The following is a 25,398-nucleotide window of genomic DNA, read 5'->3' on the forward strand; positions in this document are numbered from 1 at the left end:
TCCCTCCATGGGTATTTCCATACACCCGCCTCTTTATGCATAAAAGCCTTTATTTGTGAACACGAATAAAAGCGCAGAAACATCCCATCCTATAAACATTACAATCTATATGGGAGGTCTCTTTTGATGCTCAGGAAGTTAGGTTTTCCGATTTGTGGAATGATATTCCTCCTGCTGACATTATCCGGTTGTGCAGAGAAAGGAAGAGAATATGGAAAAAGTCCCGACCACACGAATTTTGGCGCCCCTGTCGAAAAAACAGAGGAAACCGAAAGAGCTTATCAAACCCAACAGCTCTATGGTTCAGTAACACACAACAATGCAAAGCTGGAATACAGCCAATTTCTTTCCAATCAATTACATGCCATGAATGGAGTTAATACAGCCATCGTGATGACCACGGATCAGAATGCCTACGTCGCTCTAATGATTGATAGCAGTGCTACAGGTACCAAGGGTACCACCAGAGAGACGAATAACCAGGGGACTAACAAAGGTTTTTATAACGATAATGCGCCATTTAATGACTACATGCCGTCCAATGATTTAAACAATGGCTACAATAGTTATGAAACTGCCGTTCACCACGATATGCTTTCTCATCGATTTAAACAAGCCATGGCCGAGAAAATTCGTACGCTGCAACCTAACATTATGGATGTCTACATTTCGGCAAACCGTGATTTCCTTAATAAAATGAACAACTACGCCCAAGAAAGCTGGAAGGGCCATTCACTGATGCCGTTATTAACGGATTTCAATCAAACGGTTACTCGCATTTTCGGTACAGCGCAAGTGTTGCCTGAAGACTGATGTAGAAGCAAATTACATGAATTAACGAAAATTCCTTCTATATATAAGGTAGTAATTACTGCTTGTTGGTCGGCTCCTGTTTTCATTTGTCTGGCATTCCTGTACAATGAGGGAATCGTCTTTAACAAGTAAGTAGAAAAAAGGGAGCTGGCCAATTTACCATGTCAAATGGATTTGCCTCATTAGGTATTAGAGAAAGTCTCGTTAACGTTTTACAATCTGGAGGAGTCGTAGAACCGACCCCCATTCAAAAAGAAGCGATTCCTGTTTTATTAAAAGGTACAGATGTTATCGCACAAGCACAAACAGGTACAGGTAAAACCCTTGCCTTCGTACTTCCTATATTAGAAACAATTGATGTAGAGAGCCCAGATGTCCAAGCACTTATATTGACACCGACACGTGAATTAGCTATTCAAATTAGCAATGAGCTGAAAATCCTTGTCCCTGTTACAGGCGCAAAGGTTTTGGCTGCATATGGCGGGCAAGATGTAGAAAAGCAGCTTAGAAAGCTGCAAGGTAACATACATATAGTAGTAGGAACACCGGGAAGATTGCTCGATCACCTTCGCCGCGGTTCTATCAACTTCTATAAATTGAAAATACTTGTATTAGATGAAGCCGATCAAATGCTGCATATGGGCTTCCTTCATGAAGTGAAGGATATCATTGCCCAAACATCCCCTTATCGTCAAACGCTTCTCTTCTCTGCAACTATGCCTGAGCAGGTCGTAAACCTATCCAAAGCTTATATGAAAGAAGCTAAGGAAATTAAAATTCAAAGTAAACAAGTGACTTTGACTGAAATTAAACAAGTTCTGATTCCGACGACAGACCGAGACAAACAAGATGCTTTGATAGCAGCTATTAAAGAATATAAGCCATATCTAGCGATGATTTTCTGTCGAACGAAAGCTAAGGCTATAGCGCTAAATGAGGTTTTGCAGGAAATTGGCTTAATGTCGGATGAGCTTCACGGTGATTTGTCTCAAGCGAAGCGCGAACAAGTCATGAAGCGTTTCAGAGACGGGCGAATCGAACTTTTGGTTGCAACGGATATCGCAGCTCGTGGCTTAGATGTTGAAGGCGTCACTCATATTTTCAATTATGATGTCCCGCAAGATGCCGAGAGCTACATTCACCGTATTGGCCGAACTGGCCGTGCTGGGGAATCGGGTGTAGCTGTGACTTTTGCTACACAGCGAGATATGCCTACCATTGAATTAATCGAAAAAGGGATTCGGATGTCTTTGAGAAGTCAGGAACAACAGCAAAGACGTGTTCGTTCCAACTCTGAGGAATATGTTGACACGGATGGCAGAGGTTCCGCACGCAGAAGCAGCGGTGGGCAATCACGCGGGGGCCGTAATGAAAGAAACGGCGCAGCGGAACTGCGCGGCGGACGCAGCGGAAGATCCGGCGCTCGCGAAGCTAGCCGTGGTGGTCGAGACAACGTTCAGTATGGAACGAAAAGTTCATCTTCTAGAGGCGATAAATTCGGTTCGCGTACCGCTACGCCTGGAAGTGCACGTACAGGTCCACGTCCTGCGAAGGTCAACTCGGAACGCAATCCGAATACTTGGGGACGCGCTGAGAGTAAAGAGCGACCAGCCGCAACGAATGCCGGACCAGGTCGCGGTGACAACATGAATGCAGCTAAAGCACGCGTCACCAAGTCATGGAGTGGCGGAGACGCAGCCGAACGCGCGCCGCGCACCGAAGGTCGCGGTGAAGGTACGGAGCGCAGACGTTCTGCTCCTCATGGCGATAAGTCTTATTCGCCATATAATAAGTATGCCGGCACGGGGCGTGACGATGCAGCAAGCGCGTCACGCACGATTCGCGGCGGCAAAGGCCGTGGCGACAGCGCGGAGCGCGGAGCTCGCGGCGGCAAAGGCCGTGGCGACAGCGCGGAGCGCGGAGCTCGCGGTGCAGCAGCACCGCGTGGTGCAGCAGCACCGCGTGGTGAGGGCTTTGGGGCTCGCGGCGGAGCACCGCGTGGCGAAGGCTTTGGAGCTCGCGGCGGAGCGCCTCGTGGCGAAGGCTTTGGAGCTCGCGGCGGAGCGCCTCGTGGCGACAGACCGAGTGCGCCGCGTGGCGGGCAAGCTGGCGGCGGACGCGGCGGCCAGGCACGCGGTAGCGCAGGTAGCGCACCTCGCGGTGATAGCTTCGGAGCACGTGGCGGAGCGCCTCGTGGCGACAGATCCAGCTCGCCTCGCGGCGGGCAATCAGGCGGATCCCGCGGCAGCGCACCACGCGGTGGTGGCCGTGGCGGAAAGCGCTAGGAAAAAAAGCGCTTTCCAAGCAAGACTTTACCGAATAACCCGAACGTTGTAAAATATAAATACGGCTGCAAGTGATCCTACTTATCAAAAATCGTTTCATACCGTTGCACGCACGTAGGATTTACCCCCCACAATTCCCATTAAGGAGGTATGTTCCATGTACGCATTAAAGGACAAGGAAATGATTTTTGTATTCACCGGTCCTCACGGTGCTGGTCGTAAGACGGTCGCGGAAATGTCAGGCTCCACTTTGGGCATGAAGCAGGTCATCTCTTACACCACCAGACCTCCGAAGGCTTCCGAAGAAGATGGTCAAGATTATCACTTTATCTCTCCTGCCGAGTTTGTTAAAGCACAAACTGCCGGTGAATTCATTGAGGTTAGTACAGTTAATGACCATTTGTATGGTATCAAAAGTGCAGATATTGAACACATGTTCGAGCTTAGCGGCAGTATTTATTTAATCTTGAACCGCTTTGGCGCCGAAACCCTCAAAAAGATTTACGGAGATCACGTAGTCCTTATCTTCATTCATGCCGGACGGGATAAACTTGAACAACGGATGAAAGAAAGTGGAGACTCGGAAGAAGTCATTTCGAAGTATCTCTCTTATTACGAAGATGAATTAGCTTTCCGTGACGAATGTGATCATGTGTTTGAGAATGTTGACTTAGCTCATACGGTGTTTGATTTAACAAAAACGTTGGATCACTACTTAAATCGCAATTTAGTTGATTTGGATTAAGCGGCAGTGAATGCCTATAACAGGCCTGGACGGAACTTCGTCCGGGTCTTTTCACGTAACAGTTAACGGCTACGATGCCTTCATGAAGGAGTTGTCCACTTGAAAATTATATCTATTGAACCAACACCTAGTCCGAATTCGATGAAGCTCAATATGGATGAGTCGCTTCCTGCTGGTGTGCGAAAAACCTATGCAAAAGCTAACAGCAAGCAAGCACCTGAAAACATTGGACAATTGCTGGCTGTCCAAGGCGTTATTAGTGTGTTCCATGCAGCGGACTTCATTGCCGTAGACCGTACTTCTAAGGGGGACTGGCAGTTCATTCTGGCCAGAGCCCGTGAAATTTTCGGCGAAGCGCAGCCATCTGCAGACGGAGGCCTGCCTCCGGAACAGCAGCCCACGGCTGAAGCCGCATTCGGTGAGGCACAAGTCCTCGTGCAGATGTTTCGTGGCATCCCGCTCCAGGTGAGGGTACGCGCGGGCGCAGAAGAAGTTCGCGTAGGAATGCCGGAGCGCTTCACTCAGGCGGCAGTTCGCGCCGGTACGGCATCGCCGAACCTGATTAAGGAGCGGAAGCTCGAGGAGCTCGGCGTACGCTACGGCGAGCTCGCGGACATCGCGGGCGAAGTCGTCCAGGAGCTGGACGCTTCTTACGACGACGCCCGCGTCGAAAGCTTGGTCTCCCTCGCGATGCGGGAGACCTCAGAAACTTCCCCCGCGGAGGAATCCGCGGGGGTTGAGGATGCTAGCGCAGCCCTTGCACAGCTGCGCCATAGCGACTGGAAGCTGCGCTATGCCGCGCTTCAGAAGATCCAGCCGTCGCTTACGACGCTGCCGCTTCTCGTCCATGCCCTGCAGGACGAGAACACGTCGATTCGGCGACTAGCAACCGTATACCTCGGGGATATCAAGGAACCCGAGGTACTGCCCTTCCTGTATCGTGCCCTCGAGGACGATACACCTTCCGTTCGGCGGACCGCAGGCGATACGCTGTCCGACATCGGTGACCCTGCCGCCATGCCAGCCATGGCGAAGGCCCTCAAAGACCGCAACAAGCTAGTCCGCTGGCGCGCGGCGCGCTTCTTGTACGAAGTGGGAGATAACACTGTGCTCAGTGCCCTGCACCAAGCAGTAGATGACCCCGAATTCGAGGTACGCATGCAGGTGAAAATCGCACTCGAACGTATCGAAGGTGGGCACGCCGCCGAAGGCTCCGTATGGCAGCAAATGACCCGTAGAAACGAATAGCGTTTGGTAAGTTTCTCACCGCGCACGAATCCTGAGCGCGCAGTGTACGCTATATGGCGGTATGCAAAACCCACTAATGCTGAAACATTTGCTCGCTTATCCGGCCAAAAGTAGCTCTATAGCCTATAAAACTGCTAGATTGTTGTAGAACATACAACATTCTTAACTTCCCAAAAAGAAATCAAGGAAATTGTTGTAAGCAGTACAACTTGCCTAAGGCTCCATTTCTTCAAAAAAACAGCAAACAAAACGCTTGGAAAGATAGTTACTTACCGACTAATTATGCATATTTCACTTAACCTAACAAGAGTAGGAAGAGTAGAAGTTATGAGCAAGTATAAAGAATCCTCGAAAAAAAGCACGGAAGCTATCCAGAAATTCTGGAAGCCTTCAGTGCTTTTTTACATATAAGAAGGGGAATGCGACGAACCACTCTTTTTACTCCCACTCTACTCTAACGTTTAGCTTCAAACTGCTCAAAATATAAAATCCGCTCCAAAATCGTTGGATGCGACCCGCGGAACCACTGAACCAGCTTAGGTTGTGTGACGGGGCTGAGATTTTCTTGGGCTATGTGTTGAAAGGCGCGGATCGCGGCGCTGCCGTCTCCGGTCATTTTCATAGCATAGACATCGGCTCGATGCTCGATGACTCTCGAGAAAGCATTTTGCGCTGGCGCCGAGGCAAAACTCATGATCGTCACAATAAGCAGCAGGATCGGCAGAGCAGCTAAATCGCTCTCCCCTCGTATTCCCCAATAGGAACCCCAACGCCGAATAAACAAACGATAAGCATGAAAGGCAAGCCAGAAACCGATAAAACTAAGTGCGATCCCATAAGCAATCCCTAGATAGATATGCCGCTCGGCGTAATGTCCCATTTCATGAGCCATCACGGTCAAAATCTCATCCGGCTGCAGCTTCTTTAGTATCGTATCCCAAAGAACGATACGGGCGTTCCCTCCAATGCCGTTCACATAGGCATTAATTGTATGAGTCCGCTCAGACATATTGACTTCATATACTTGATCCGCAGGGATCTGTGATTGCGCAGCAAGCTGGAGAATTTGTGCCTTTAGCTTTTGATTTTGAAGCGGTTGAAAATCGTGATACAGCGGGTCCAGCACAACGGGCTGGATGAAGGTGACGAACAAAATAAGCGGAATAGATACCAGCCAGAACCAGAGCCACCAACGGTCAGGACGCCATTTTAACACCCCTCTGAAAATCCATACGATAACAATCGTACCCAAGACGTCAATGAGGAAATCTTTCCCACGATCACTCCAGAACAAGGCTAGTGTTTCCGTGGACAAACCATAAGCCTGATCGACTTTGAACAGAAAATAATCAATCGGCAGGAAGAGCACGTCCATAAGTAAGGTAAAAAAAAGCACAAAAGCAACCATCTGCAGGAAGGAGGCGCGGAATAACCTTTCTGACATACGGCGAAACCTTACTGCAATTCCGAGCAGTGCCAGCAAGACCCCCATTTGCAATGGAGAGCTTAGGAAATAAGCTAGCGAGCGTATACGTGACAAGGACTCGGCCTTTGTAATTTCTTCTGTGGTCATGAACGTATGCGGGTCTGCAATGGTTCCAATTAGTGCATATGGGATGTGGAACAAGTCCCCTTTTAAGAAGTAAACGATCAAGGTTAACGCATACACACCAAAAGCTGCAACAAGTCCTATGTAGAAACGCTTCATTTCATACCTCCACGACCAACTTCATTCAAGTTAATCAATAACCAGTCTGGTGTGAAATCTCTAGACAGGAGCCACACCTGGGTGAAATGTCCATGCGGTAGTACCAGATTACGCTTCCGGCCAAGTATATCGGACATCCCAAACAAAAGGGATAGATTACGAATAAGCAGCATGCAGGGATAATCATGAGAGTAATCTTTTAATTTATGTTCCTTACTTTGAATGCGGTCATTAATGACCTTAATAAACGTATCTATTCCTTCGGCACTAGGCTTAGTCAGCTCGGAACGCGACAGCATAAGCCGTGCTTCCTCGGTATCGTAGAACAGATGGGTGACTTCTAACCCTATTCGATTATCCCTCGCATCCTCAAGCAGCGCGTCCGGCTTCTCTTGCTGCTGAACCATACGTAAGGGAACCTCATTGTTCACATTGTATAAATCCAGAAAGATATCAATTGCAGCTTGTTCCATCGCCTTTTTCTGATCCTCGTGTTTATTCATAAGTCTCCCTTATATCCGTTAAACGAGTCTTTGCTCCCATTTTACCCTATTCTATGAGCTTATACCTCACGAACATATACGCCAAGCATTTTTTGATTCAAGCGATGAGCGGTCGGCTTAAAAAACCAACGCTCTTGGCAATAATCCGTTCTCCTAGACTATGCGACAGAGTTGCCATTGTATGTGTATTGGCTTGATCATTTTCAATTTGCAGAAATAGATAGCCGATCCCTTTATTTGATTTTTCCATTTTCCCATGTTGTAATGAGAAGATAACCAGATTGGACGTGGGAAATGAAGAAAATGACCTGTTGTTTTTTAGTTTTATTCAGCATCTTTTGTTTGGCAAACGCTATGCCTACATCTCCTGCCCTGGAGCAGGTATTACCTATATCCGTCACTAAACCACATCTAGATGGTACAGAACAACAAATACCAATACCAATATCAATACCTGCCCCTGCACCAACCATTCAACCCAAGATGAAACATCATTTTCAGTTGCAAAATGTTCCTCCCCTATCGCAACTGCCCGAGCTGCCGAACGGATGCGAAGCAGTCGTGGCCACGATGCTGTTAAACTGGGCTGGGGTCCCAGTATCCAAAGAGGAGGTCGCTGATGCACTCCCCTTAGGTGAGTTGCCCTATGTGAATGACGACGGAGCATTAATTGGCAGTAATCCCAAAAATGTATTTGTAGGTAACCCTTATGAGGTAGGGTATGGTATTTATCATAGGCCGATCGCGGACATGCTGGATCAATGGTTACCCGGCCATGTTAGGGATTTGTCTGGCATTGCCTTTAAAGATTTGCTCACGATTATTTCCCAAGGAAAACCAGCAATGATTTGGGCAACGGAACATATGGATATACCTTATCTGGAGATGGAATGGCAGGATGAAGAGGGTCAGCTAGTCGAGTGGTATCAACCCGAGCACGCTTTACTCTTAACAGGTTGGGACGATGATTACGCCTATATGAACGATCCGATGACCGGAAAGCAGGAATCCTATGCTTTATTTGATTTCAAAACAGTCTGGGAGCAGATGGGGTCTCAAGCGATTACAGTTAATTAAAAGAAAGCATGAACTGCTCGATCTATCCCGAGTAGTCCATGCTTTTTTTATAAGGGATCCATTTGCACAGCCGCTTGCTTACCGCTAAGCTGTATGCCTGTGTGCTTACGTCCATACGAGCTTAAATCTTTGGTCAGCGTCTCAAGCAATTCTTTCGCCTTCGCGCCTTCTTTGCCTGAAATCTTCACGACCAGCAGCACAGCGTCACCGCCTTGCAGAATGCGCTCCGCTTGCAGCCGCTTCGTCTCCAGGTCATGATCTTCAATGTGGGGCGTTAAGCGGAGCTCCTTGACCTTAGGAGCTTGCTCACGCTTGCGGGCCTGCTGCTTTTCCTGCAGATCTTCTTGCTTCGCTTGACCAGCTCCAATGAGCTTACAGGGAGGAGGACTGCTCATGAGCGAGGTGCAGATTAAATCCACTTTCAGCTGCTTTGCTAGCAGTAGTGCTTCCTTCGTGGACATAACGCCCAGATCTTCACCAAGCAGTCCCGTAACATGAACCTCGGATGCTTTGATTTTCTCATTCTTAATCATTGTGATTACACCTAATCTTTCGCTATAATGAACCCATCACCAGGAAGAGGTTGTTTAAGGAGATGTCTAACCAAATATGAATAATAAACAATTAGAAGAACAAATGATCGAAAATTACAAACGTGAAGAGCATATGATGATCCTCGTTTTTGCACAATGGTGTATCAACCATGATTTGGATCCTGCTGCGCTTTATCATAGCGCCTATCCTGACCAGCCTAATAACGAATCGCTGCAGCAAGCCCTTGATTTAACGGTTTCCAAAGAAGAAGCTGGTGAAGTCCCTGATGATACTGTACTAGGCGTGCTAACTCTATTCGGCAACGAGGAGCTAGCCTATATCGTCACACAAGAAATCGATAAGCGGCCGAGTCAGAACCGTTAACCGTTTCCTTAAAAAGCATGCTGCCTCATCTCAAGTTTAAAAGCTTCTGCCAACAATTCAATCGTCTGCAGTCTCGTCTCAAAGCGGTAGCCTCCAGTCACGACCATCACTTCATCGACTTGGTAGCTTTCGGCTAGGAGCAGCAGCTGCTCCCTTACCTGGTTCGGATCACCAATAATCATACGGGATCGATTGTCCCTTACCCTTGTATGATCCCAATCTGAGTATACATAGTCAGCCGCTTCTTCGGGCGATTTCACTCCTGTGAATTCGCCTTTTTCCGTTTGCAGGATGCGCAAATCAATCGAAGCCGCAAGCCCCTCGGCCTCCGCCTGCGTCTCAGCGCACAGCACATAGATGCACACTGTCGCCTGCGGTACGACATTCAGCGCTGACGGTCGGAACGAGCTGCGGTAGCTGCGCACCGCATGCTGTCCTCCCGCTCCGTTGATGAAGTGCGCGAAGCAGAACGCTGCGCCTGCTTGCGAGGCATATACCCCGCTCTGCCCGGTCGAGCCGAGCAGCCACACCTGGGGCATCGAGTCCACCAAAGGGGTGGCGCGGATGCCCTCGAATACGTGCCCGGGTTCCACCGAGTCGGCGAGGAACCCGAGCAGATCCGTGACTTGCGCTGGGAACCGCTCAAGTCCTTCGAACATATCAGCGCTGATGCCTCGCAGCGCTTTGGCCGTATGCGGCGTGCCTCCGGGCGCACGCCCGATGCCAAGGTCGATGCGCCCCGGATAGAGCGCCTCGAGCATACGGAAATTCTCAGCGACCTTGTAGGGGCTGTAATGGGGCAGCAGCACGCCGCCGGAGCCGAGCCGAATACGACTAGTGCGGGCAGCCAGCGTGGAGAGAAGCACCTCTGGCGAGGAGCCCGCAAGGCCTGCCGAGTTATGATGCTCCGACACCCAGAATCGGGTGTAGCCTAGACGGTCGGCCACCTGAGCCAACCCAATTGTTTGCTGTAAAGCCTCGCTATGCGTACACCCGGATGATACCGGTGACTGATCAAGAATACTTAACTTCAGCATTGTCATCCCTTCTTTCTGAGTCATCTGCCGATGATCTTGATTATACAACGTCCGACCAACAAAAGAAAAAGGACAAACCCCTAATGGCGTTGTCCCCGATTGTGAAATTTTAACTTATCAATTCCTCTTACTTACTAAAAGTGTATGGTTACAGGGAAATTTTATGCCAGACTTTTTTCCAAACAGTAATTTTTCAATACACATTTATCTTAATTGGGCGTTATAAAATCGGAATCCATCTTCATATAGGCTTATATGAGGTTGCTGGATGAATGAATCTCTATTCTCGGTTGAATGATGTTGTAGAATGTGCAACAATTGCGGCCTAAATCCCGCCCTTCATAACTACAACATTAGTAACCACTTTAGCCCAGGAAGAGTGCCTACCAGTTGTTAGGAGCATACCTGAATGAATCGACAGTCTCGAAACTACACCATTGTCTGCCAATAGCTCCGCATGACTAGCAATATCCGTAACCAAACATGCTGTGTAGCCGGTAAGCGAAGAACCTAGCGGAAAATCACCGCTAGGTTCATTATTTTGCAACAATTTGAGGCATAGGTGGAAATTAGGTTTATGTTCAGATTCAGGTTTTACAGCGCTGCCCTAAACTTCAAGACTAACAAGAAATGTCTTAATCTCATAAGGCTTCAGCTCAATATTGAAAGCCTCCACGTCCCCGATAGGACGCTCCATCAAATCACATTCCTGCAGCGATCGAATTTTAAAATCGCTCTTGATATTCACGTAGGTACGGACTCCAGCAAACTCATGGATACGCAGCACCAGTCTCTCTCCATCCTCTGCTTTTTTGATCGCATCCGCCATCACGTTTGGAGCAGAGAATTCGAACATGGAAAGTGTACCTTTCGTTGGAACACCAACGTAACTCGTCAGCGGATTATTAAGCGCCCATGCTTCCTGTACCGTACCGCCTGCATACCAATCCCCCGCATGCGGGAGAAGAGCATACACAAAGGAATGTTCTCCAAGATCAGCTGTCGGATCCGGATGAATCGCGGATTTAATTAGCGATAAACGCATGACATTATCCTTAATGTCGTAGCCATACTTACAATCATTCAGTAAGCTTACACCGTATCCACGTTCAGACAAGTCCGCCCATTGGTGCCCGACGGATTCAAAACGCGCCCAATCCCAGCTCGTATTCCAATGCGTCGGACGCTTGACGTTACCGAACTGGATATCGTAAGTAGCCTCCGTAGAACGCACGTCTACCGGGAATGCAACCTTCAACAGCTGCTGACGTTCCTGCCAGTCGATATGGGTGCGGAAATCAATGCGACGGCTGCCTGCGTAAACAGTCATCGACTGTGAGATCGTAGACTTCACAAAGTTCCATTTGAATGCAACAGTTGCTGCTAATGGTCCTTCTTCAACGAGCTCAACCGAAACGAGATCGGTAATTTCACGCATTTTTTCTTGGTAAAAAATATCAATATCCCAAGCGTCGAAATCAATCGGCTTATCTTCAAACACCTGCAGAACGTTGCCTCGCGAGTTTGCGGCAAGCACGTTCCGGCGATTATCTAGGTCGAATACGCGAACCAATTGACCGGATTCGTTCCATTCGATTTCATAATGAGGCGTTTTCAGCGAGCGACCTTCCAATTGGAAAGGAATCTCGTCAGCCACAGTTGATTGAGATTGATCTGTAAAGTGAATCGTCGTCATACCTAAAGACGGTACCTGAGGCGTGTCGATGATCCAGCGGCCATCCGTGTATTGCGATTTCAATTGGCGGCCTTCGCGATCTGTCCAAACGCTGCCAATCGCAGCTTTTTCCCCAGGGATTACAACAAGATCGCTGCGTTCCCATGAAGCGCTGTTCAGAACCGTTACCGCACCTTTTTCCTGCTGGTTTCCAATTCGAGCTGCAGCTTCATTCCACGCGGATGTCCCTATAGACATAGCTTCAGCATATTCCTCACGACTGTCCTCGTAGACCTCTGTAATCGAAGAACCAGGAATAATATCATGGAACTGATTGCGTAAAAGGATGGTCCAACCCTTGTTAAGCATCTCCTGTGGATAAACGCTCCAATCGGATTTCAACAAGGCAGCCAAAGCGCTGACATATTCCGTTTCACGATATAGAAGCTCCAGCTTACGATTCATCCGTTTGATGTAGGCTTGGCTTGTATAAGTCCCGCGGTGATATTCGAGATACAGCTCACCGTCCCATGTATGGACGTAACGGTCGGTTGCTTCAACAGTTTCTTGTAACCGCTCAAAGTATTCGTCTGCGCGTCCTGTTTTCACTTTTGGCAGGCCAGGCATGTCTTCCAAACGACGGCGCATCTCCAGCATCTCTCGATTGACACCGCCGCCGCCATCCCCATAACCATAAGAAAGCAGAAGTTCTTGATTTACTTCCTTATCTCGGTAGGCATCCCAAGTACCTTTGACCGTCATTGGCGTTACCATGCCGTTGTACGTATAGAAGAACGAGTTAGCTTCTTCCCAATCGCCAGGTGTGGTAATGAAATGCGTCAAAACTTCAGTGCCATCAATTCCCCGCCATTTGAAGGTATCATGAGGCATACGATTGAATTGGTTCCAGCTGATTTTGGTCGTCATGAACGTATCGAAACCGGATTTCCGCAAAATTTGCGGCAGCGCCCAGCTGTACCCGAATACGTCAGGAAGCCATAAATAGGTGCTTTCTACTCCGAATTCTTCACGAATAAATCGGGTCCCGTGTAAAAATTGTCTCACCAGCGATTCCCCAGAGGTTAGGTTGCAATCCGCTTCCAGCCACATTCCTCCGCCAACTTCCCAGCGCCCCTCACGTACACGCTCAAGGATTTGCTTGTAAATATCAGGATAATCTTGCTTGATATAGGCGTATAGTTGAGGCTGTGTCTGCAAAAATACATAGTCCGGGAATCGTTCCATTAGGCGCAGCACTGTTGAGAACGAGCGTGCACATTTCTCCCGAGTATGCTTAAGTCTCCATAACCAAGCCACATCAATATGGGTATGCCCAATACAAGTAACCGTAACTGGATGATGCTTCTCCATCTGATTTAATTCCTCAAGAAGCAGTTCTCGGGAACTATATACGGATTCATAGTAAGCGTCCGAGAGCGGATTCGACCAATCAACTAGTTTAAAAGAACGATCGAGCGCTTTAACTAACTGATTACGTTCAGGATGGTTAGCATCCAGGCTGCGGATTGTTTCCAGCACAGCGCGTCCTGTGTAGTAGAAATCGTCAACCCGCTCATCCAGCCAGCAGATTTCAGCGCGATTCACCGTATGCTTCTTCTCGCGCGGTTTCCCGCCTCCTTCGAGCCCTGACCACAGGCGGATATCCATCCGCCCCCTAGTTCCTGCAGCTTCTTCCGGCAAAAATACTTCTTGATGGTTCGAATCGAGGCCCTGAAAAGGGGAACCGTTCCAATATAATAAGGATTCGAAGCCGTCATTGTTGCCTCCGCCCGTTTCACCGAAATCGAAGCGCCCCAAAATGGTTTTATCTGCCCATCCCTTAGGAATATCAATCGTGCGCGATAGCCACACGTAGCGGTCGCGCCCTTTCCAAGTCTCACCTGTTTTCAGTTCAAACGTAGGCAGCGTGACTGGCGGCCTTGCTCCAATCGCTCCATCCTCGTCTTCCGTAGCTGAAAATCGCTCCATAGGCACCGCATCGCGATACCGGGTTTCGCTTAATTCGCGCAGTCTTGCTTCCAGCTTCGATTCTGTAAAAAACATATCGAATCTCTCCTCCTATCGATTTCAATGAATCAATTTCTCTAGCTTGAGCAAATTGGTATAACTTAACTCCAAACTATCCATTGGGTTTCCCGGGCAATAATCCTGCTCAACAGCGAACCATTCTACCCCATTTTGCAATCCCCACTTCAGGATAGGTGCGAAATCAATCAATCCCGTTCCGATTTCAGCGAAATATTTTCTTTCGTCTGCAGTAATATCCTTCAAATGGAGGATCGGCATACGAAAAGCATAATTTTGGATGAAGGACAGCGGATCTTGATCCGCTTTTTTTACCCAGTAGGTGTCAATCTCTGCATAAATAGCCGGATCTTCAAGCAAATATTCCAGCGCAAATTTTCCGTCGATTGTCGTATGAAATTCAAAATCGTGATTATGATACCCTACGCGGTATCCCATGCCACTGACTTTGGAAGCGGCTTGCAACAAATCGCGACGCACACTAGCATATCCTTCTGGATTCTGCAGCCCATCCGGTAGGGAGTGGCAGATCAGATCCTTCGTATCGAAAAGGCGGGCCTCCTCCAATACGGCGTCCATATCGTTCTTCAATCGCTCCAAACCGACATGCATGCCAGCCGTTTGCAAGCCGATTTCCTTCATTATCGCAGCAATATCTTTCGCGGGGTTTCCATGCAGCCCATCGATTTGGACGGCTGCCCATCCCATCTTTTTGAGCTCTCTCAGCACGCTAGGGAAATCTTTTTTCAATTCGTTTCTCAAGGTATATAATTGCGCAGCCAAATTATGTTTAATCATTCCGCAATCTCCTCCCTTTTCAAATCCAACCATTCGACCTCTTGCTCAGTTAAGGGCAAATTCATAGCTTGTATAGAGGAATCCAGCTCCTCGGGGTTTCGAGGCCCAATGATTGCACATGTCGGGAACGACTGATTAAGAACGTATGATAAGGCAATTTGAATCGGTGAAACTTGCTTTTCTTCTGCCAGCTTTGCGGCACGACGATAACGTTCCCAGTTGTTTTCACTGTAGTAAACGCGTACCATTTCCTCATCCGTACGATTGTCTGGCGTGAAATTTCCTGAGAAAAATCCACCAGCTTGAGCGGACCATGCTAACAATGGCAGCTGATTGACCGAATGCCAACCGCAGGTTTCCTCATCTGCCGAAACGCAGCCCTCCCAGCGGGGTACGTTAGGCTTAGCAAGACTAAGATTCGGACTGCTGAATGAAAAACCTGTGAGTTTATGAGCAGCCGCGTACTCATTCGCTTCCTGGATTCGCTTATGCGACCAGTTAGATGCTCCAATTGCCCGGATTCGCTTGGCCTCAAGGTGTACATTCAGCTCTTCGATGATTGGTCCGACCGCAACGTCCGGATCGTCCCGGTGCAGCGCATATAGATCGACATATTCCGTTCCTAGCCTCTCCAGACTCTCCGTTAAATCCTTGCGGATCGCTTCTGGATTTACCCGTGGACCCGGGCTTCCGTCATCATGATGAGCACCCTTCGTTAGAATGACCACCTTTTCCCGGTTCTTCTGCTCCGCAAGCCATTGGCCGAGAACCAGTTCTTTCCCCCGATATTGATGAGCTGTATCGAAGGCATTACCGCCAGCGCGAATGTAAGCATCCAGCATCATCCGTTCTGGCTCTTCCAATTTTCTCAAATCTCCCGTTCCCATGAACAATCGGGAAATGGGTTTGTCTACGCCCTTGCTATTCATATATCTCATCTTGAATCCTCCTTCAAACATTTGACCGCCCCATCAAAAGTACAGCTGCCGTTCTATTCATCCTCTTTAAACACCGGCATCAAACGGAGCTCAAACGAGAATTCTTTTTCGTTAAGACGGTATGAATCAAGAAGCTCCGGTCCACAAGAATTGGATCCTACCCCGCTCATCTTGTAATCCAGATGGACGATCGTTTCCTTCCTCTTCGCAAGCTCGTAGTTATGAGTCGCTCTTGTCAAATCCTCTGGCGTAAAATGGCCCGCATTCAAGGAGAAATCTTCTGGAGAAGAAAACTTGATCCCCATCCCTTGCTCATTGGAAACAATAGCCCACTCTGTTCCATACCTGGACCCATTTTCCTGAGGCATGATGTAATCTTCAAACATCTCGTCGACCGTCATCAGGTATCTGCCTCTTTTCACGCTTTGACGCTTGTCGATATAGCTCTCATGCGGTCCGAAGCCTAAGTACTCGACTTCCTCCATACCTTGAGGCATCGTAAGCTGAAGGCCAAAACGCGGAAGATAGACGTGCTTTTCTCCCACTTTTACTTGCAGCTTGACTGAAATCTCGCCAGTTCCATCTATTCTCCATATCGCTTCTCCATGAAGGACGGTAAACCGGCTATCTCCGCCGAGGGAGAATTCGCTCTTGATTTCAACAGATGTTCCGTCAATTTCCGTCCATTCACAGCGGTATGTTTTCATTGCTGTACGGTCATAACCTGCGTTCATCCATTTTTCCTTCACATGCATGTCATTATCCGTTGGAGCGCGCCAAACAGTGAGCTGGGCCGGAGACTGGAGCATATTCACCCCGTGCTTGGAAATCTTCTGTATCATTCCGCTGTACAAGTCAAACGCATGAGAGAAATCAAAGCCTTCGATCCTCAGAATGTCTCCCTCCTGATAAGCTTGAAAAGGGGACATTTGCCGTAAGCTATCACCTGATTCTTTCACCTGCTGCACAGGCAATTCAAACTGTTCAAAATTGATTTCGTAACCAGCTTCCGCCCAATTCGTCTGTTCCTTCAACCAGCAGGATAAGGTAAGCATGTATGTTCCAGTTGATGTTTCTGGCAAATCATAAGGTATTGTCACAATTTGATGACCATGCGGTGCGGCTTCAATTGACTCAAGTTGTCCCTGTTGGACAACCAAACCGTCCATCTCCACTTTCCAATGAAGCCCCAAATGAGATAGATCGATGAAGTCGTAAAGGTTCGTCACCTTGATCGTACCTCTTCGCAAATCTTGCGCTTCGATGCGAATGGGCGCGATCACCTTCTTGAGCTCCAACAGCCCCGTATGCGGTTTCCTATCCGGCGTAATCAGACCATCGATACAGAAATTCCCGTCGTTAGGCTTATCTCCAAAATCGCCCCCATAAGCAAAGAAAGGCGTACCGTCACTCGTCTCAGTCTTGATACCGTGATCGCACCACTCCCACACACAGCCGCCCATGAGCTTCGGATATTTGTAAATGGCATCCCAATAATCCTTCAAATCGCCTGGACCATTTCCCATAGCATGGCTGTATTCGCATAGGAACAGCGGCTTCTTCTGCTTCTCGTCCTGAGCATACGCTTCAATCTCTTGCACGGAAGCATACATTCGGCTTACCATATCGAGACTCTCCACGTCGGGATTAGCTTGATTCGAAGCAGCACCTTCATAATGAACCGGTATGGACGCATCACGCAATTTTGTCCATTCAGCCATCGCGATATGGTTAACATCGTAACCAGACTCATTACCCATGGACCACATCACGATCGATGGATGATTTTTATCCCGTTCCACCATCCGAATAGCCCGATCCACAAACGAGGCTTCCCATTCGGGTTTCTGAGAAAGCAGATGAATATTCGCATCATCCCACTCCTCGCTCGCCGTCCCCATACCATGGCATTCCAAGTCAGCTTCATCAATGACATAAAAACCATACTCGTCGCACAAATCCATAAATCGGGAATCGTTCGGATAATGCGAGGTCCGGATCGTGTTGATATTATGCTTCTTCATCAGAACGAGATCTTTGATCATATGATTAAGCGGAATCGTCTGTCCGAGCTCAGGATGGGAATCATGGCGATTGACGCCTTTTAGCTTGACCGCCTGTCCATTGATCTGGAAAACGCCGTCCGTAATTGTAATTTGCCGGAACCCGACTGGAAATTGAAGCACCTCATTACCACAATGAACATAGAGTTGGTACAGATTCGGTTTCTCGGCATTCCACAAGACCGGATTCGTCACCTCGAATCGAAGCGTGCCTTTTCCGTCGACAGCGGCTTCGTCCGTACCCACGATGTTACCTTGTGCGTCTTTCAATTCGGCTCTGACTGTTTGAGAACCCGTCGTCTCCAGTTCTGTCAACAGAGTAACCTTCCGAAAACCGTCTTCGAACGTTTGTTTATTGAACACATCTCGAACATGGACAGAATCGCGAGCAAGCAAATACACATCCCGGAATATTCCGGTATACCGCCACGCATCTTGGTCTTCCAGATAAGAACCGTCGCACCATTTCAACACCATCACAGCAATACGGTTTTTCCCTTCGCGGAGCAAGGAAGATACGTTGAATTCCGCAGGTACCCGGCTGCCTTGGCTGTAACCGGCAAACTTGCCGTTTATCCAGAGGTAAAAGCACGAATTAACCCCTTCAAAGACGATATATTTGTCCTTTTTGTCCCAGTTGCCCGAAACGTTGAATTCTCTCACATACAGTCCGGCTGGGTTGTTATCCGGTACATAAGGGGGATCGCAAGGAAAAGGATAATTGATATTGGTGTATTGAAGCTGATCATAGCCATTCACCTGCCAGCATGACGGAACGATTAATTCATCCCAAGCGCTGACATTCGCCGATTCCTCGTAGAAAGCTTCTTCTACATCCCTAACACTGCGATGATATTGGAACTTCCAACTTCCGTTCAATGTCTGATAAAAAGGGGAACGCGCGCGTTTTCCGGATTTCGCCGACCCCGCATCCGCATAAGGGATGTAATGGGCTCGAGGAGTCTCCCTGTTCACCTGCAAAACGCTTAAGTCTTCCCAATATCGATTGATGTGATTCAATGTGACCACTCTCTCCTTCGTAAAGACATCTATGAATTAAAGTAACCCTTAACCAGCAGACCGTGGATCAACTCGCCGAATAAACTGTTGGCCCAAGCAAACCATGGGCGCGTATAATCGGTCGGGGAATTCGGATCGAACCCTTCATGCATGTACCCCGTATCCGCATCCGTCCGCAGCAGCATCTCCAGAAGCTCTCTTACTTCGGTTTCATCCTGCGAGGTAAGGGCCTGCATAGCCAGACTAATCGGCCAAATGTAGCCCGCTGGCGTATGCGGACTTCCGATCCCCTTCGCATATTTCCCATCAAAGTAGGTTGGATTGTCACTGCTTAGCACAAATCTACGCGTATTTTGATAGACTGGATCGTCTGAGGTCGTGTAACCCAAATAAGGAATCGACAGCAAGCTGGGAACATTGGCGTCATCCATCAGGTTGTAATTGCCGAATCCGTCTGTTTCATATGCATAAATCTTTCCGTACTTAGGATGAAGATAAGTGCCGTAGTTTTGAATGCCAAAGTCTATTTCTTCTCGAAGCTCCGCCGCAAGCTGTACGCACTCCTGATCGTCCCATACAAGCTGGGCAATTTCCTCCATATAACGGAGCACCACAACTGCAAACATATTGGCTGGAATCAAATAGCCGAACGTGCAAGCATCGTCGCTTGGCCGAAATCCGGACCAAGTCATCCCTGTATAATTTACGGGCATTCCCATCCGATTATTACGCAGTGTATCACTTGGCGGACAATCTATACGGGCGAACCGGTAAGGAGATTGTTCGGCATGTCTTTGTTCGGTTTTCCATAGCGAGATAATCGTGTGAACCGCTGACCGGAAGGAATCATCAAACATATCCGTCCGTCCGGTCGCCTTCCAAAACAAGTAAGACAGTTGGATCGGGTAACAGAGCGAATCGATTTCGTATTTGCGTTCCCAAATCCACGGATTCAGCTCGGTCAGATCCTGGTCGTACCGGTTATCGTTCGCTTCCTCATTGAACGCATTCGCATAAGGATCGATATGAATATAAGCGATTTGCCTGCGAATCAAGCCAGCCACTATTTCCTGCAGTTCTTTGTCTCCGGCCGTGAGCGGTATATAATGCCTCACCTGCGCACTGGAATCCCTTAACCACATTGCCGGGATATCCCCGGTGAATACAAACGCGGTATTGTCGTTCATTATTTTGGTTGTGGTTTCCAGCGTATTCGGATAGCAGTTCTTGAACATGGCGAGCAGTTTCGGGTGCCCAGCAAGCTTAATCTCCGCTTCTTCAAGCAAGGAAGTGACAGAATTAGGCAAGGTCATTATTTCCAATCCCCCAGAATATCCTTATAGGCTTCCAAATAATCATCGACAAGCAGCTTAGCAATGGAATAGGAATTAACAAGCGGATGAACGGTGAGGGCTTGAATGGCTAGATCACGCGATTTATGTTTGACAGCCTCAACGGTCAGACGCTCAAACAGCTTCACATTTTTCATCAGCAGGCTCATTTCCTCCGGCACAGAACCGATCTGAACCGGCTTCGCCCCGTCTTTCGTGATAACGCAAGAAATTTCAACGACGTCATCATCGGCGAAACCTTCGATACTGCCTTCATTCGGTACAGATAGAACGATGTTGTTGGTCTCACCCGTTTGCAGCGACTCCACAAAATCCAGCATGACACCTGCATAGCCAAGTGAGTTAGGCAGCTCTAGCTTATCTGTCGGTAGAACAGGCTTCGACTCCGAATTGGTTTCAATCGCCATATAAGAAGCTTCCCTTTTTTGCGTATAGTACAAATAGGTTTGAATGGCTTCATCCGGGTTGCTTTCAATATCCATCTTACGTAAGATATTGAGCATTTCCTTATTATTCTCTGCGATCATCTGGCCGCGCGTCATTCCTGATTTAACGATATTAGCGAAGGCCTTTTCGCGGTGGTAATAATAGTACAAATATTCATTTGGTAAAAAAGGAAGTGATTTCAGCAAATCAGTATCGAACATTTTGAATTCATCCACCCGACTTGTAAAATCGGGATCATTCTTAAGCTCCGACATAATGTCTTTGCCTTGATAAATTACTTTGGTCATCCATGACAAATGATTAAGTCCGAAAAATTCAACCTCTAGCTCCTTCGGATCGATCTCTAGCGCTTCGGCCATTCGCAGCTTCGTATGGCTTGGCGAATCACAGATCCCGATCACCCGATCGTAGCCCGCATTTCGCAATGCTTGCGTAACAAGTCCAGATGGGTTCGAAAAGTTAAAGATCCAGGCCTGAGGTGCAAGCTCTTTAGCAATCTCGCAATATTCCATCAGAACTGGAATCGTACGAATCGCCATCGAGAAACCTGCTGGTCCCGTCGTTTCTTGACCGATCACGCCATGTTTTAGAGCGATCTGCTCATCTACATACCGTGACCATTCCTTACCTACACGTACCGTAGTTACAATGTAGTCCGCACCCTTAATCGCTTCGCGGCTATCTGTTGTAGTCTCCAGCTGAAGGTTGATTCCGCTGCGATCGATTACGATCTGGCATAATTTTGAAATAACGGCTAGCTGCTCCTCATCCGTATCATGAAGAACAAACTTAGTAATCCCGGCATCTTCTGCTTTTAACGTTAAGCTTTTTGTAAATAAAACGGCGCGAACCCCGCCGCCTCCGATTAAGGTCAATTTCATAATTACGCCTCCATACGTTCTTTGATGTGATCTCCGAATTGAAGGATAAAGGCCTCAAGCCCATCCTTGTCCGGTGTACCCGTGCTGCCGCCGTGAGCGCCGACAGATAGTGCTCCGCAAACATTTCCGTACTGCAAGCATGTTTCCACATTTTGACCCGTCAAATGTCCAAAGATATAACCAGCGTTAAAGGAATCCCCTGCGCCAGTTGTATCTACAGTCTCGGCCGGAAATGCCGAATGGTACGTTATTTGGCCTTCCTTCATGGCTACAGCCCCTTTTGGACCGAGTTTAACTACAATGTGATTGGAATAGCCCCCCATAAAGCGTAAGCTTTCTTCTATATGATCGAAGCCTGTGTAATGAAAAGCTTCCGTTTCGTTCATTAGAAATACATCAAAGTAAGCCATTAAATCGAAAACACCCTTAAACCACTCGCCTGAATCATCCCAGCCTACATCGCAGGAAAGGGTCACACCCATCTCATTCAGTGTTTTGGCCATCGCTATGAATTCTTCGTGGTTGCGTCTTCCTCTATATCCGGTCACGTGAACATGTTTTCCTTGAGCGATTTGTGACAAGTCCAAATCCCTTATTTGAAGCTCCATATTGGATCCCCCATAAGTGATAAAAGACCGATCCGTCTCTGGATTAATCGCGATCGTGATACCGGTGTTACTCGTTTTACTTGTTTTAATCAAGCTGGTATCGATACCATATTGGCCGAACTGCCCTCGAACATAATGGCCGTAGTCATCATCTCCCAGAACACCGTTAAAAGCTACATCAAGCCCGAGCTTAGCGAGTGAAATCGCGAACAAAGCAGCCCCCCCGCCAACATGCATCGTCATATTATCAACGAAAATCTCCTGACCTGGCTGAGGAATTTGATTAAGTCCTGCCACAACGAGATCTATATTGGCGTCACCGATGACCACCGCATCAAATTTTTTCAATATACTCTCCCTCTCTCAATCCAAATAAATATCTATGCTTTTACGCTTCTATATATCTATGTTTTTCTATACTTATTTGTCCTCACGATAAGGCCCACAGCTATTACGGACAACAAGCTTATGTTTCAAAATAATATCTTCTTTTGGCGATTCCGCATCCCCTGTAATTAAATCAAGCAGCGTTTCCACCGTAACTTTCCCCATATCCTGAATAGGCTGCTCCATCGAGGATAACTGTGGACGAACCAACTCCGTCAACTGGCTTCCATCGAATCCAATGACCGAAATGTCTTCCGGAACTTTCAACTGATGGTCATGAATACAATTCATAGCCCCTACAGCCATATCGTCACTCACCGCAAATATAGCGGTTGGATGGGTACCGCAAGCCAGAATCTCTTTCATGAGATTGTACCCGCTTTGTATTTTATAATCGCCGAACCGAATGTACTCATCTACGATGGGGATGCTGCGCTCGGATAGAGCACCGCGGTAGCCAATGTAGCGATTTTGGCCGGAGGTCACGTCTCTCATATCGCCGCCAATAAAGCCAATTCGTTGATGTCCAAGCTCTATCAAATAATTGGTTGCATCGAAGGCTGCCGCGTAATCATCAATGATCACAGAAAGAAACGTTTGATCAGATGGTCTTACACTTGAGAAAATAATTGGAATATCCAGCTTATTCAAAAATGCCCTGATTTCATCATTCAATTTTTCATGCATAATGATAATGCCGTCTACACGCATTTCTTTAAATACATTTAAATATTTGAACTCTTTATCGGTATCCTCACTAATGTTGCACACCAGAAGATTGTACTCATTCAGACTGGCTGTTTCTTCAATACTGCTTAGAATGGTGGAGTAAAAGCTTGACGTAAGGTCTGGGACAATGACACCGATAAGGTTTGTCTTTTTCCGTACCAGACTCCTAGCAATGTGACTAGGCGCGTATCCGAGCTCGTCAATAGCTTTCTTCACCCTAGCTTTTAGATCGTCCTTTACATACTTCTCTCCATTAAGCACCCGCGAAACCGTAGTCACGGAAACGCCCGCTTGTTTGGCGACATCCTTAATCTTCGGAGCCAACCTTGTCACCCTACCTTCTAAAAAACTAGTTCTCTTCTAACTTATATCTTAGCTTTTAACTGCACCCTCTGTGATCCCGGCGATGAATTGTCTGCTCACAATGAGGAAGAAGACAATCAATGGAAGGGTAGCCATAAGTGCTCCAGTCATAACCATGGAATAGTCTGCTGTATGAGCCGATTTTAATTGCTGTAAGGCTAACATTAATGTGAATTTGGAAGTGTCCGTCAATACGATCAAAGGCCACAAATAATCTTCCCACACGCCCATAAACGTTGTTATAGCGAGAAAGGCAAGCGCAGGTCTTAAAATCGGCAAAGCAACATGCCAATAAAGTCCAAATTTATTACAGCCATCGATTCTCGCAGCCTCTAGTAAATCATCATGAATCGCTAGCGCATATTGCCTGATCCAAAAAATTCCGAATGCACTTGCCATGCCCGGGATAATCAAGGCCTTATAACTTCCCAACCACCCGAACTCCTTAATAATGATGAATTGCGGAACCAGCAGCATTTGCGCTGGAATCATCATCGTGGCCATCATGGCAAAAAACAGCAATTTAGAACCCGGAAACTTAAATTTGGCAAACGCAAATCCAGTCAATGAATTGAAAAACAACTGAAGCGTGCAGCTAATCAATGCAATGAAAACCGTGTTGAAGAATGCACGAATAAAATTGCTTTTCTCCAAAACATGATGAAAGTTATTCATCAAATTAGTTCCGAACGTTAACTCCGGCGGAAAAGCAAACATCGCACTTGTCTCATTCGTGGACATGACGATAAGCCAGTAAAACGGAAATATGGAGATCGCGACACCGATCATCAAAAAAGTATTTACGATTATTTTTTTGGTCAACACTTCAACAGTCATCTTGTATTCTCCTTTTTATCAATCATCCGATCTGTTGAAAAACTTCCAATTGAGGACGGATAATAAGCCGATGATGATGAATAACACCCATGATACTGCAGCTGCATAACCATAATTCTGATAATTAAAACCTTCCCGGAACATATAGAGAACGATCGTATCGGTACCCGGGTATGGCGGTTGATTTCCAGCTAATACTTGAGGTTCCGTGAAAATTTGAAACCCGCCGATTGTCGACATCATCACTGAGAACAAGATGATGGGTCTGAGCATTGGTATCGTAATTTTGGTGAAAGTTTGAAATAAGGTAGCGCCGTCCAGCTCAGCTGCTTCGTATAGATCTTTTGGAATTCTTTGCAAGCCCGATAAATAGATGACGGCGTTATACCCCATATATCTCCAAGAAATCATTGCTGCAATAACGACTCTAGCTCCGAATTCCGAATTTAACCACGCTATCTTATGAAGGCCGATTTTTTCCATCAAATAGTTAATCAACCCGTACTCGTTGCCGAACAAGGACTGAAAGATAATGACGACAGCCACCATGGCCGTTACATTCGGAAGAAAATAAGCAATTCTGTAAAAACCCTTGAATCTTACAATGGATAAATTGATCACATATGCGACAACCAATGCGCACAGAAGCTGCGGTGCGTTCCCCAATATCCAAAGTGCGATATTGTTGACTAACACTTTCCAAAAAGTCGGATCATGGAGCATATAATCAAAATTCTTGAATCCAACATATTTCATTTCCCCAATTCCATCCCATTTATGTACGGCTAAGTACATCGAGAACAAAATGGGAAATACAGAAAAGATCAGGAACAAAATATAAAATGGAGAAATAAATAGATACAGTGTTCTGCTCTTATAAATTTCTTTAAAAAGACCTCCCATGCTATTCCTCCGCTAAT

General features: G+C 47.3%; 21 protein-coding genes. 6 read left to right on the top strand and 15 right to left on the bottom strand.

Going from position 1 to position 25,398, the window contains the following annotated elements; genetic code table 11:
- The first annotated feature begins 126 nt into the window (after positions 1-126).
- The 4 genes from QFZ81_RS30220 (at position 127) to QFZ81_RS30235 (ending at position 5,091) form a co-directional block, all read left to right on the top strand.
- A complete protein-coding gene (locus tag QFZ81_RS30220; protein ID WP_307438515.1) occupies positions 127-813 on the top strand; it encodes a hypothetical protein in 687 nt (228 codons plus the stop codon).
- A gap of 161 nt (positions 814-974) precedes the next feature.
- Positions 975-3,098 (top strand): DEAD/DEAH box helicase, encoded by a 2,124-nt coding sequence (locus tag QFZ81_RS30225; protein ID WP_307605701.1) that lies wholly within the window; start codon positions 975-977, stop codon positions 3,096-3,098.
- 157 nt (positions 3,099-3,255) lie between these two features.
- The gene (locus QFZ81_RS30230; RefSeq protein WP_307438510.1) at positions 3,256-3,843 is read left to right on the top strand and encodes a guanylate kinase; all 588 of its coding nucleotides are present in this window, start codon (positions 3,256-3,258) and stop codon (positions 3,841-3,843) included.
- A gap of 99 nt (positions 3,844-3,942) precedes the next feature.
- Positions 3,943-5,091: a conserved virulence factor C family protein gene (locus QFZ81_RS30235; RefSeq protein WP_307438508.1), complete on the top strand. Its 1,149-nt coding sequence runs from the start codon at positions 3,943-3,945 to the stop codon at positions 5,089-5,091.
- 454 nt (positions 5,092-5,545) lie between these two features.
- Here the strand turns inward: QFZ81_RS30235 and QFZ81_RS30240 are convergent, their stop codons facing one another.
- The 3 genes from QFZ81_RS30240 to QFZ81_RS30250 all read right to left on the bottom strand — a co-directional run bounded on the left by QFZ81_RS30240 (position 5,546) and on the right by QFZ81_RS30250 (position 7,552).
- Positions 5,546-6,799 carry a M48 family metallopeptidase gene (locus QFZ81_RS30240; RefSeq protein WP_307438506.1) on the bottom strand — a complete coding sequence of 418 codons (1,254 nt, stop codon included), beginning with the start codon at positions 6,797-6,799 and terminating at the stop codon, positions 5,546-5,548.
- Complete coding sequence (locus tag QFZ81_RS30245; protein ID WP_307438504.1) at positions 6,796-7,302, bottom strand: hypothetical protein; 507 nt, start codon at positions 7,300-7,302, stop codon at positions 6,796-6,798. The genes QFZ81_RS30240 and QFZ81_RS30245 overlap by 4 nt, the downstream gene beginning before the upstream one ends.
- A gap of 97 nt (positions 7,303-7,399) precedes the next feature.
- Positions 7,400-7,552 (bottom strand): hypothetical protein, encoded by a 153-nt coding sequence (locus QFZ81_RS30250; protein ID WP_307438502.1) that lies wholly within the window; start codon positions 7,550-7,552, stop codon positions 7,400-7,402.
- Positions 7,553-7,596: 44 nt separating this feature from the next.
- Between QFZ81_RS30250 and QFZ81_RS30255 the strand changes: the two genes are divergently transcribed.
- Positions 7,597-8,379 (top strand): C39 family peptidase, encoded by a 783-nt coding sequence (locus tag QFZ81_RS30255; protein WP_307605702.1) that lies wholly within the window; start codon positions 7,597-7,599, stop codon positions 8,377-8,379.
- A gap of 47 nt (positions 8,380-8,426) precedes the next feature.
- Here the strand turns inward: QFZ81_RS30255 and infC are convergent, their stop codons facing one another.
- Complete coding sequence (gene infC / locus QFZ81_RS30260) at positions 8,427-8,912, bottom strand: translation initiation factor IF-3 (protein ID WP_307438501.1); 486 nt, start codon at positions 8,910-8,912, stop codon at positions 8,427-8,429.
- Between the two features lie 76 nt (positions 8,913-8,988).
- Here infC and QFZ81_RS30265 point away from each other — a divergent pair, with 76 nt between their 5' ends.
- Positions 8,989-9,297 (top strand): hypothetical protein, encoded by a 309-nt coding sequence (locus QFZ81_RS30265; protein ID WP_307438499.1) that lies wholly within the window; start codon positions 8,989-8,991, stop codon positions 9,295-9,297.
- An 8-nt stretch (positions 9,298-9,305) separates the two neighbouring features.
- On the opposite strand, the gene QFZ81_RS30270 is transcribed toward QFZ81_RS30265, so the two are convergent.
- From QFZ81_RS30270 to QFZ81_RS30320, 11 genes are all read right to left on the bottom strand, one after another.
- Positions 9,306-10,334, bottom strand: a complete 1,029-nt coding sequence (locus QFZ81_RS30270; RefSeq protein ID WP_307438497.1) for an LLM class flavin-dependent oxidoreductase — start codon at positions 10,332-10,334, stop codon at positions 9,306-9,308.
- Positions 10,335-10,941: 607 nt separating this feature from the next.
- Positions 10,942-14,073, bottom strand: a complete 3,132-nt coding sequence (locus QFZ81_RS30275; RefSeq protein ID WP_307605703.1) for an alpha-mannosidase — start codon at positions 14,071-14,073, stop codon at positions 10,942-10,944.
- A 24-nt stretch (positions 14,074-14,097) separates the two neighbouring features.
- Complete coding sequence (locus tag QFZ81_RS30280; RefSeq protein ID WP_307605704.1) at positions 14,098-14,853, bottom strand: sugar phosphate isomerase/epimerase family protein; 756 nt, start codon at positions 14,851-14,853, stop codon at positions 14,098-14,100.
- On the bottom strand, positions 14,850-15,791 hold the full coding sequence (locus QFZ81_RS30285; RefSeq protein ID WP_307605705.1) for an aldo/keto reductase: 942 nt from the start codon (positions 15,789-15,791) through the stop codon (positions 14,850-14,852). Before QFZ81_RS30285 ends, QFZ81_RS30280 begins: the two co-directional genes overlap by 4 nt.
- Before the next feature lie 53 nt (positions 15,792-15,844).
- Positions 15,845-18,883, bottom strand: coding sequence for a glycoside hydrolase family 2 TIM barrel-domain containing protein (locus QFZ81_RS30290; protein ID WP_307605706.1), 3,039 nt, complete (start codon positions 18,881-18,883; stop codon positions 15,845-15,847).
- A 20-nt stretch (positions 18,884-18,903) separates the two neighbouring features.
- A complete protein-coding gene (locus tag QFZ81_RS30295; protein WP_307438491.1) occupies positions 18,904-20,187 on the bottom strand; it encodes a glycoside hydrolase family 125 protein in 1,284 nt (427 codons plus the stop codon).
- On the bottom strand, positions 20,187-21,554 hold the full coding sequence (locus tag QFZ81_RS30300) for a family 4 glycosyl hydrolase (protein WP_307438489.1): 1,368 nt from the start codon (positions 21,552-21,554) through the stop codon (positions 20,187-20,189). The genes QFZ81_RS30295 and QFZ81_RS30300 overlap by 1 nt, the downstream gene beginning before the upstream one ends.
- Positions 21,555-21,556: 2 nt before the next feature.
- Complete coding sequence (locus QFZ81_RS30305) at positions 21,557-22,510, bottom strand: carbohydrate kinase family protein (protein ID WP_307605707.1); 954 nt, start codon at positions 22,508-22,510, stop codon at positions 21,557-21,559.
- A gap of 72 nt (positions 22,511-22,582) precedes the next feature.
- Positions 22,583-23,602: a LacI family DNA-binding transcriptional regulator gene (locus QFZ81_RS30310; protein WP_307605708.1), complete on the bottom strand. Its 1,020-nt coding sequence runs from the start codon at positions 23,600-23,602 to the stop codon at positions 22,583-22,585.
- A gap of 48 nt (positions 23,603-23,650) precedes the next feature.
- Entirely contained in the window at positions 23,651-24,478 is an 828-nt protein-coding gene (locus QFZ81_RS30315; protein WP_307605709.1) for a carbohydrate ABC transporter permease, read from the bottom strand.
- Between the two features lie 18 nt (positions 24,479-24,496).
- A complete protein-coding gene (locus QFZ81_RS30320) occupies positions 24,497-25,381 on the bottom strand; it encodes a carbohydrate ABC transporter permease (protein ID WP_307438484.1) in 885 nt (294 codons plus the stop codon).
- Positions 25,382-25,398: the final 17 nt, after the last annotated feature.

The sequence above is a fragment of the Paenibacillus sp. V4I9 genome (assembly GCF_030817295.1).
GTDB lineage: Bacteria > Bacillota > Bacilli > Paenibacillales > NBRC-103111 > Paenibacillus_E.

Coding starts and splice junctions, on each gene's coding strand:
- QFZ81_RS30220 (WP_307438515.1), top strand. CDS start 127: ATGCTCAGGAAGTTAGGTTTTCCGATTTGTGGAATGATATTCCTCCTG.
- QFZ81_RS30225 (WP_307605701.1), top strand. CDS start 975: ATGTCAAATGGATTTGCCTCATTAGGTATTAGAGAAAGTCTCGTTAAC.
- QFZ81_RS30230 (WP_307438510.1), top strand. CDS start 3,256: ATGTACGCATTAAAGGACAAGGAAATGATTTTTGTATTCACCGGTCCT.
- QFZ81_RS30240 (WP_307438506.1), bottom strand. CDS start 6,799: ATGAAGCGTTTCTACATAGGACTTGTTGCAGCTTTTGGTGTGTATGCG.
- QFZ81_RS30245 (WP_307438504.1), bottom strand. CDS start 7,302: ATGAATAAACACGAGGATCAGAAAAAGGCGATGGAACAAGCTGCAATT.
- QFZ81_RS30250 (WP_307438502.1), bottom strand. CDS start 7,552: ATGGAAAAATCAAATAAAGGGATCGGCTATCTATTTCTGCAAATTGAA.
- QFZ81_RS30255 (WP_307605702.1), top strand. CDS start 7,597: ATGAAGAAAATGACCTGTTGTTTTTTAGTTTTATTCAGCATCTTTTGT.
- infC (WP_307438501.1), bottom strand. CDS start 8,912: ATGATTAAGAATGAGAAAATCAAAGCATCCGAGGTTCATGTTACGGGA.
- QFZ81_RS30265 (WP_307438499.1), top strand. CDS start 8,989: ATGAATAATAAACAATTAGAAGAACAAATGATCGAAAATTACAAACGT.
- QFZ81_RS30270 (WP_307438497.1), bottom strand. CDS start 10,334: ATGCTGAAGTTAAGTATTCTTGATCAGTCACCGGTATCATCCGGGTGT.
- QFZ81_RS30275 (WP_307605703.1), bottom strand. CDS start 14,073: ATGTTTTTTACAGAATCGAAGCTGGAAGCAAGACTGCGCGAATTAAGC.
- QFZ81_RS30280 (WP_307605704.1), bottom strand. CDS start 14,853: ATGATTAAACATAATTTGGCTGCGCAATTATATACCTTGAGAAACGAA.
- QFZ81_RS30285 (WP_307605705.1), bottom strand. CDS start 15,791: ATGAGATATATGAATAGCAAGGGCGTAGACAAACCCATTTCCCGATTG.
- QFZ81_RS30295 (WP_307438491.1), bottom strand. CDS start 20,187: ATGACCTTGCCTAATTCTGTCACTTCCTTGCTTGAAGAAGCGGAGATT.
- QFZ81_RS30300 (WP_307438489.1), bottom strand. CDS start 21,554: ATGAAATTGACCTTAATCGGAGGCGGCGGGGTTCGCGCCGTTTTATTT.
- QFZ81_RS30315 (WP_307605709.1), bottom strand. CDS start 24,478: ATGACTGTTGAAGTGTTGACCAAAAAAATAATCGTAAATACTTTTTTG.
- QFZ81_RS30320 (WP_307438484.1), bottom strand. CDS start 25,381: ATGGGAGGTCTTTTTAAAGAAATTTATAAGAGCAGAACACTGTATCTA.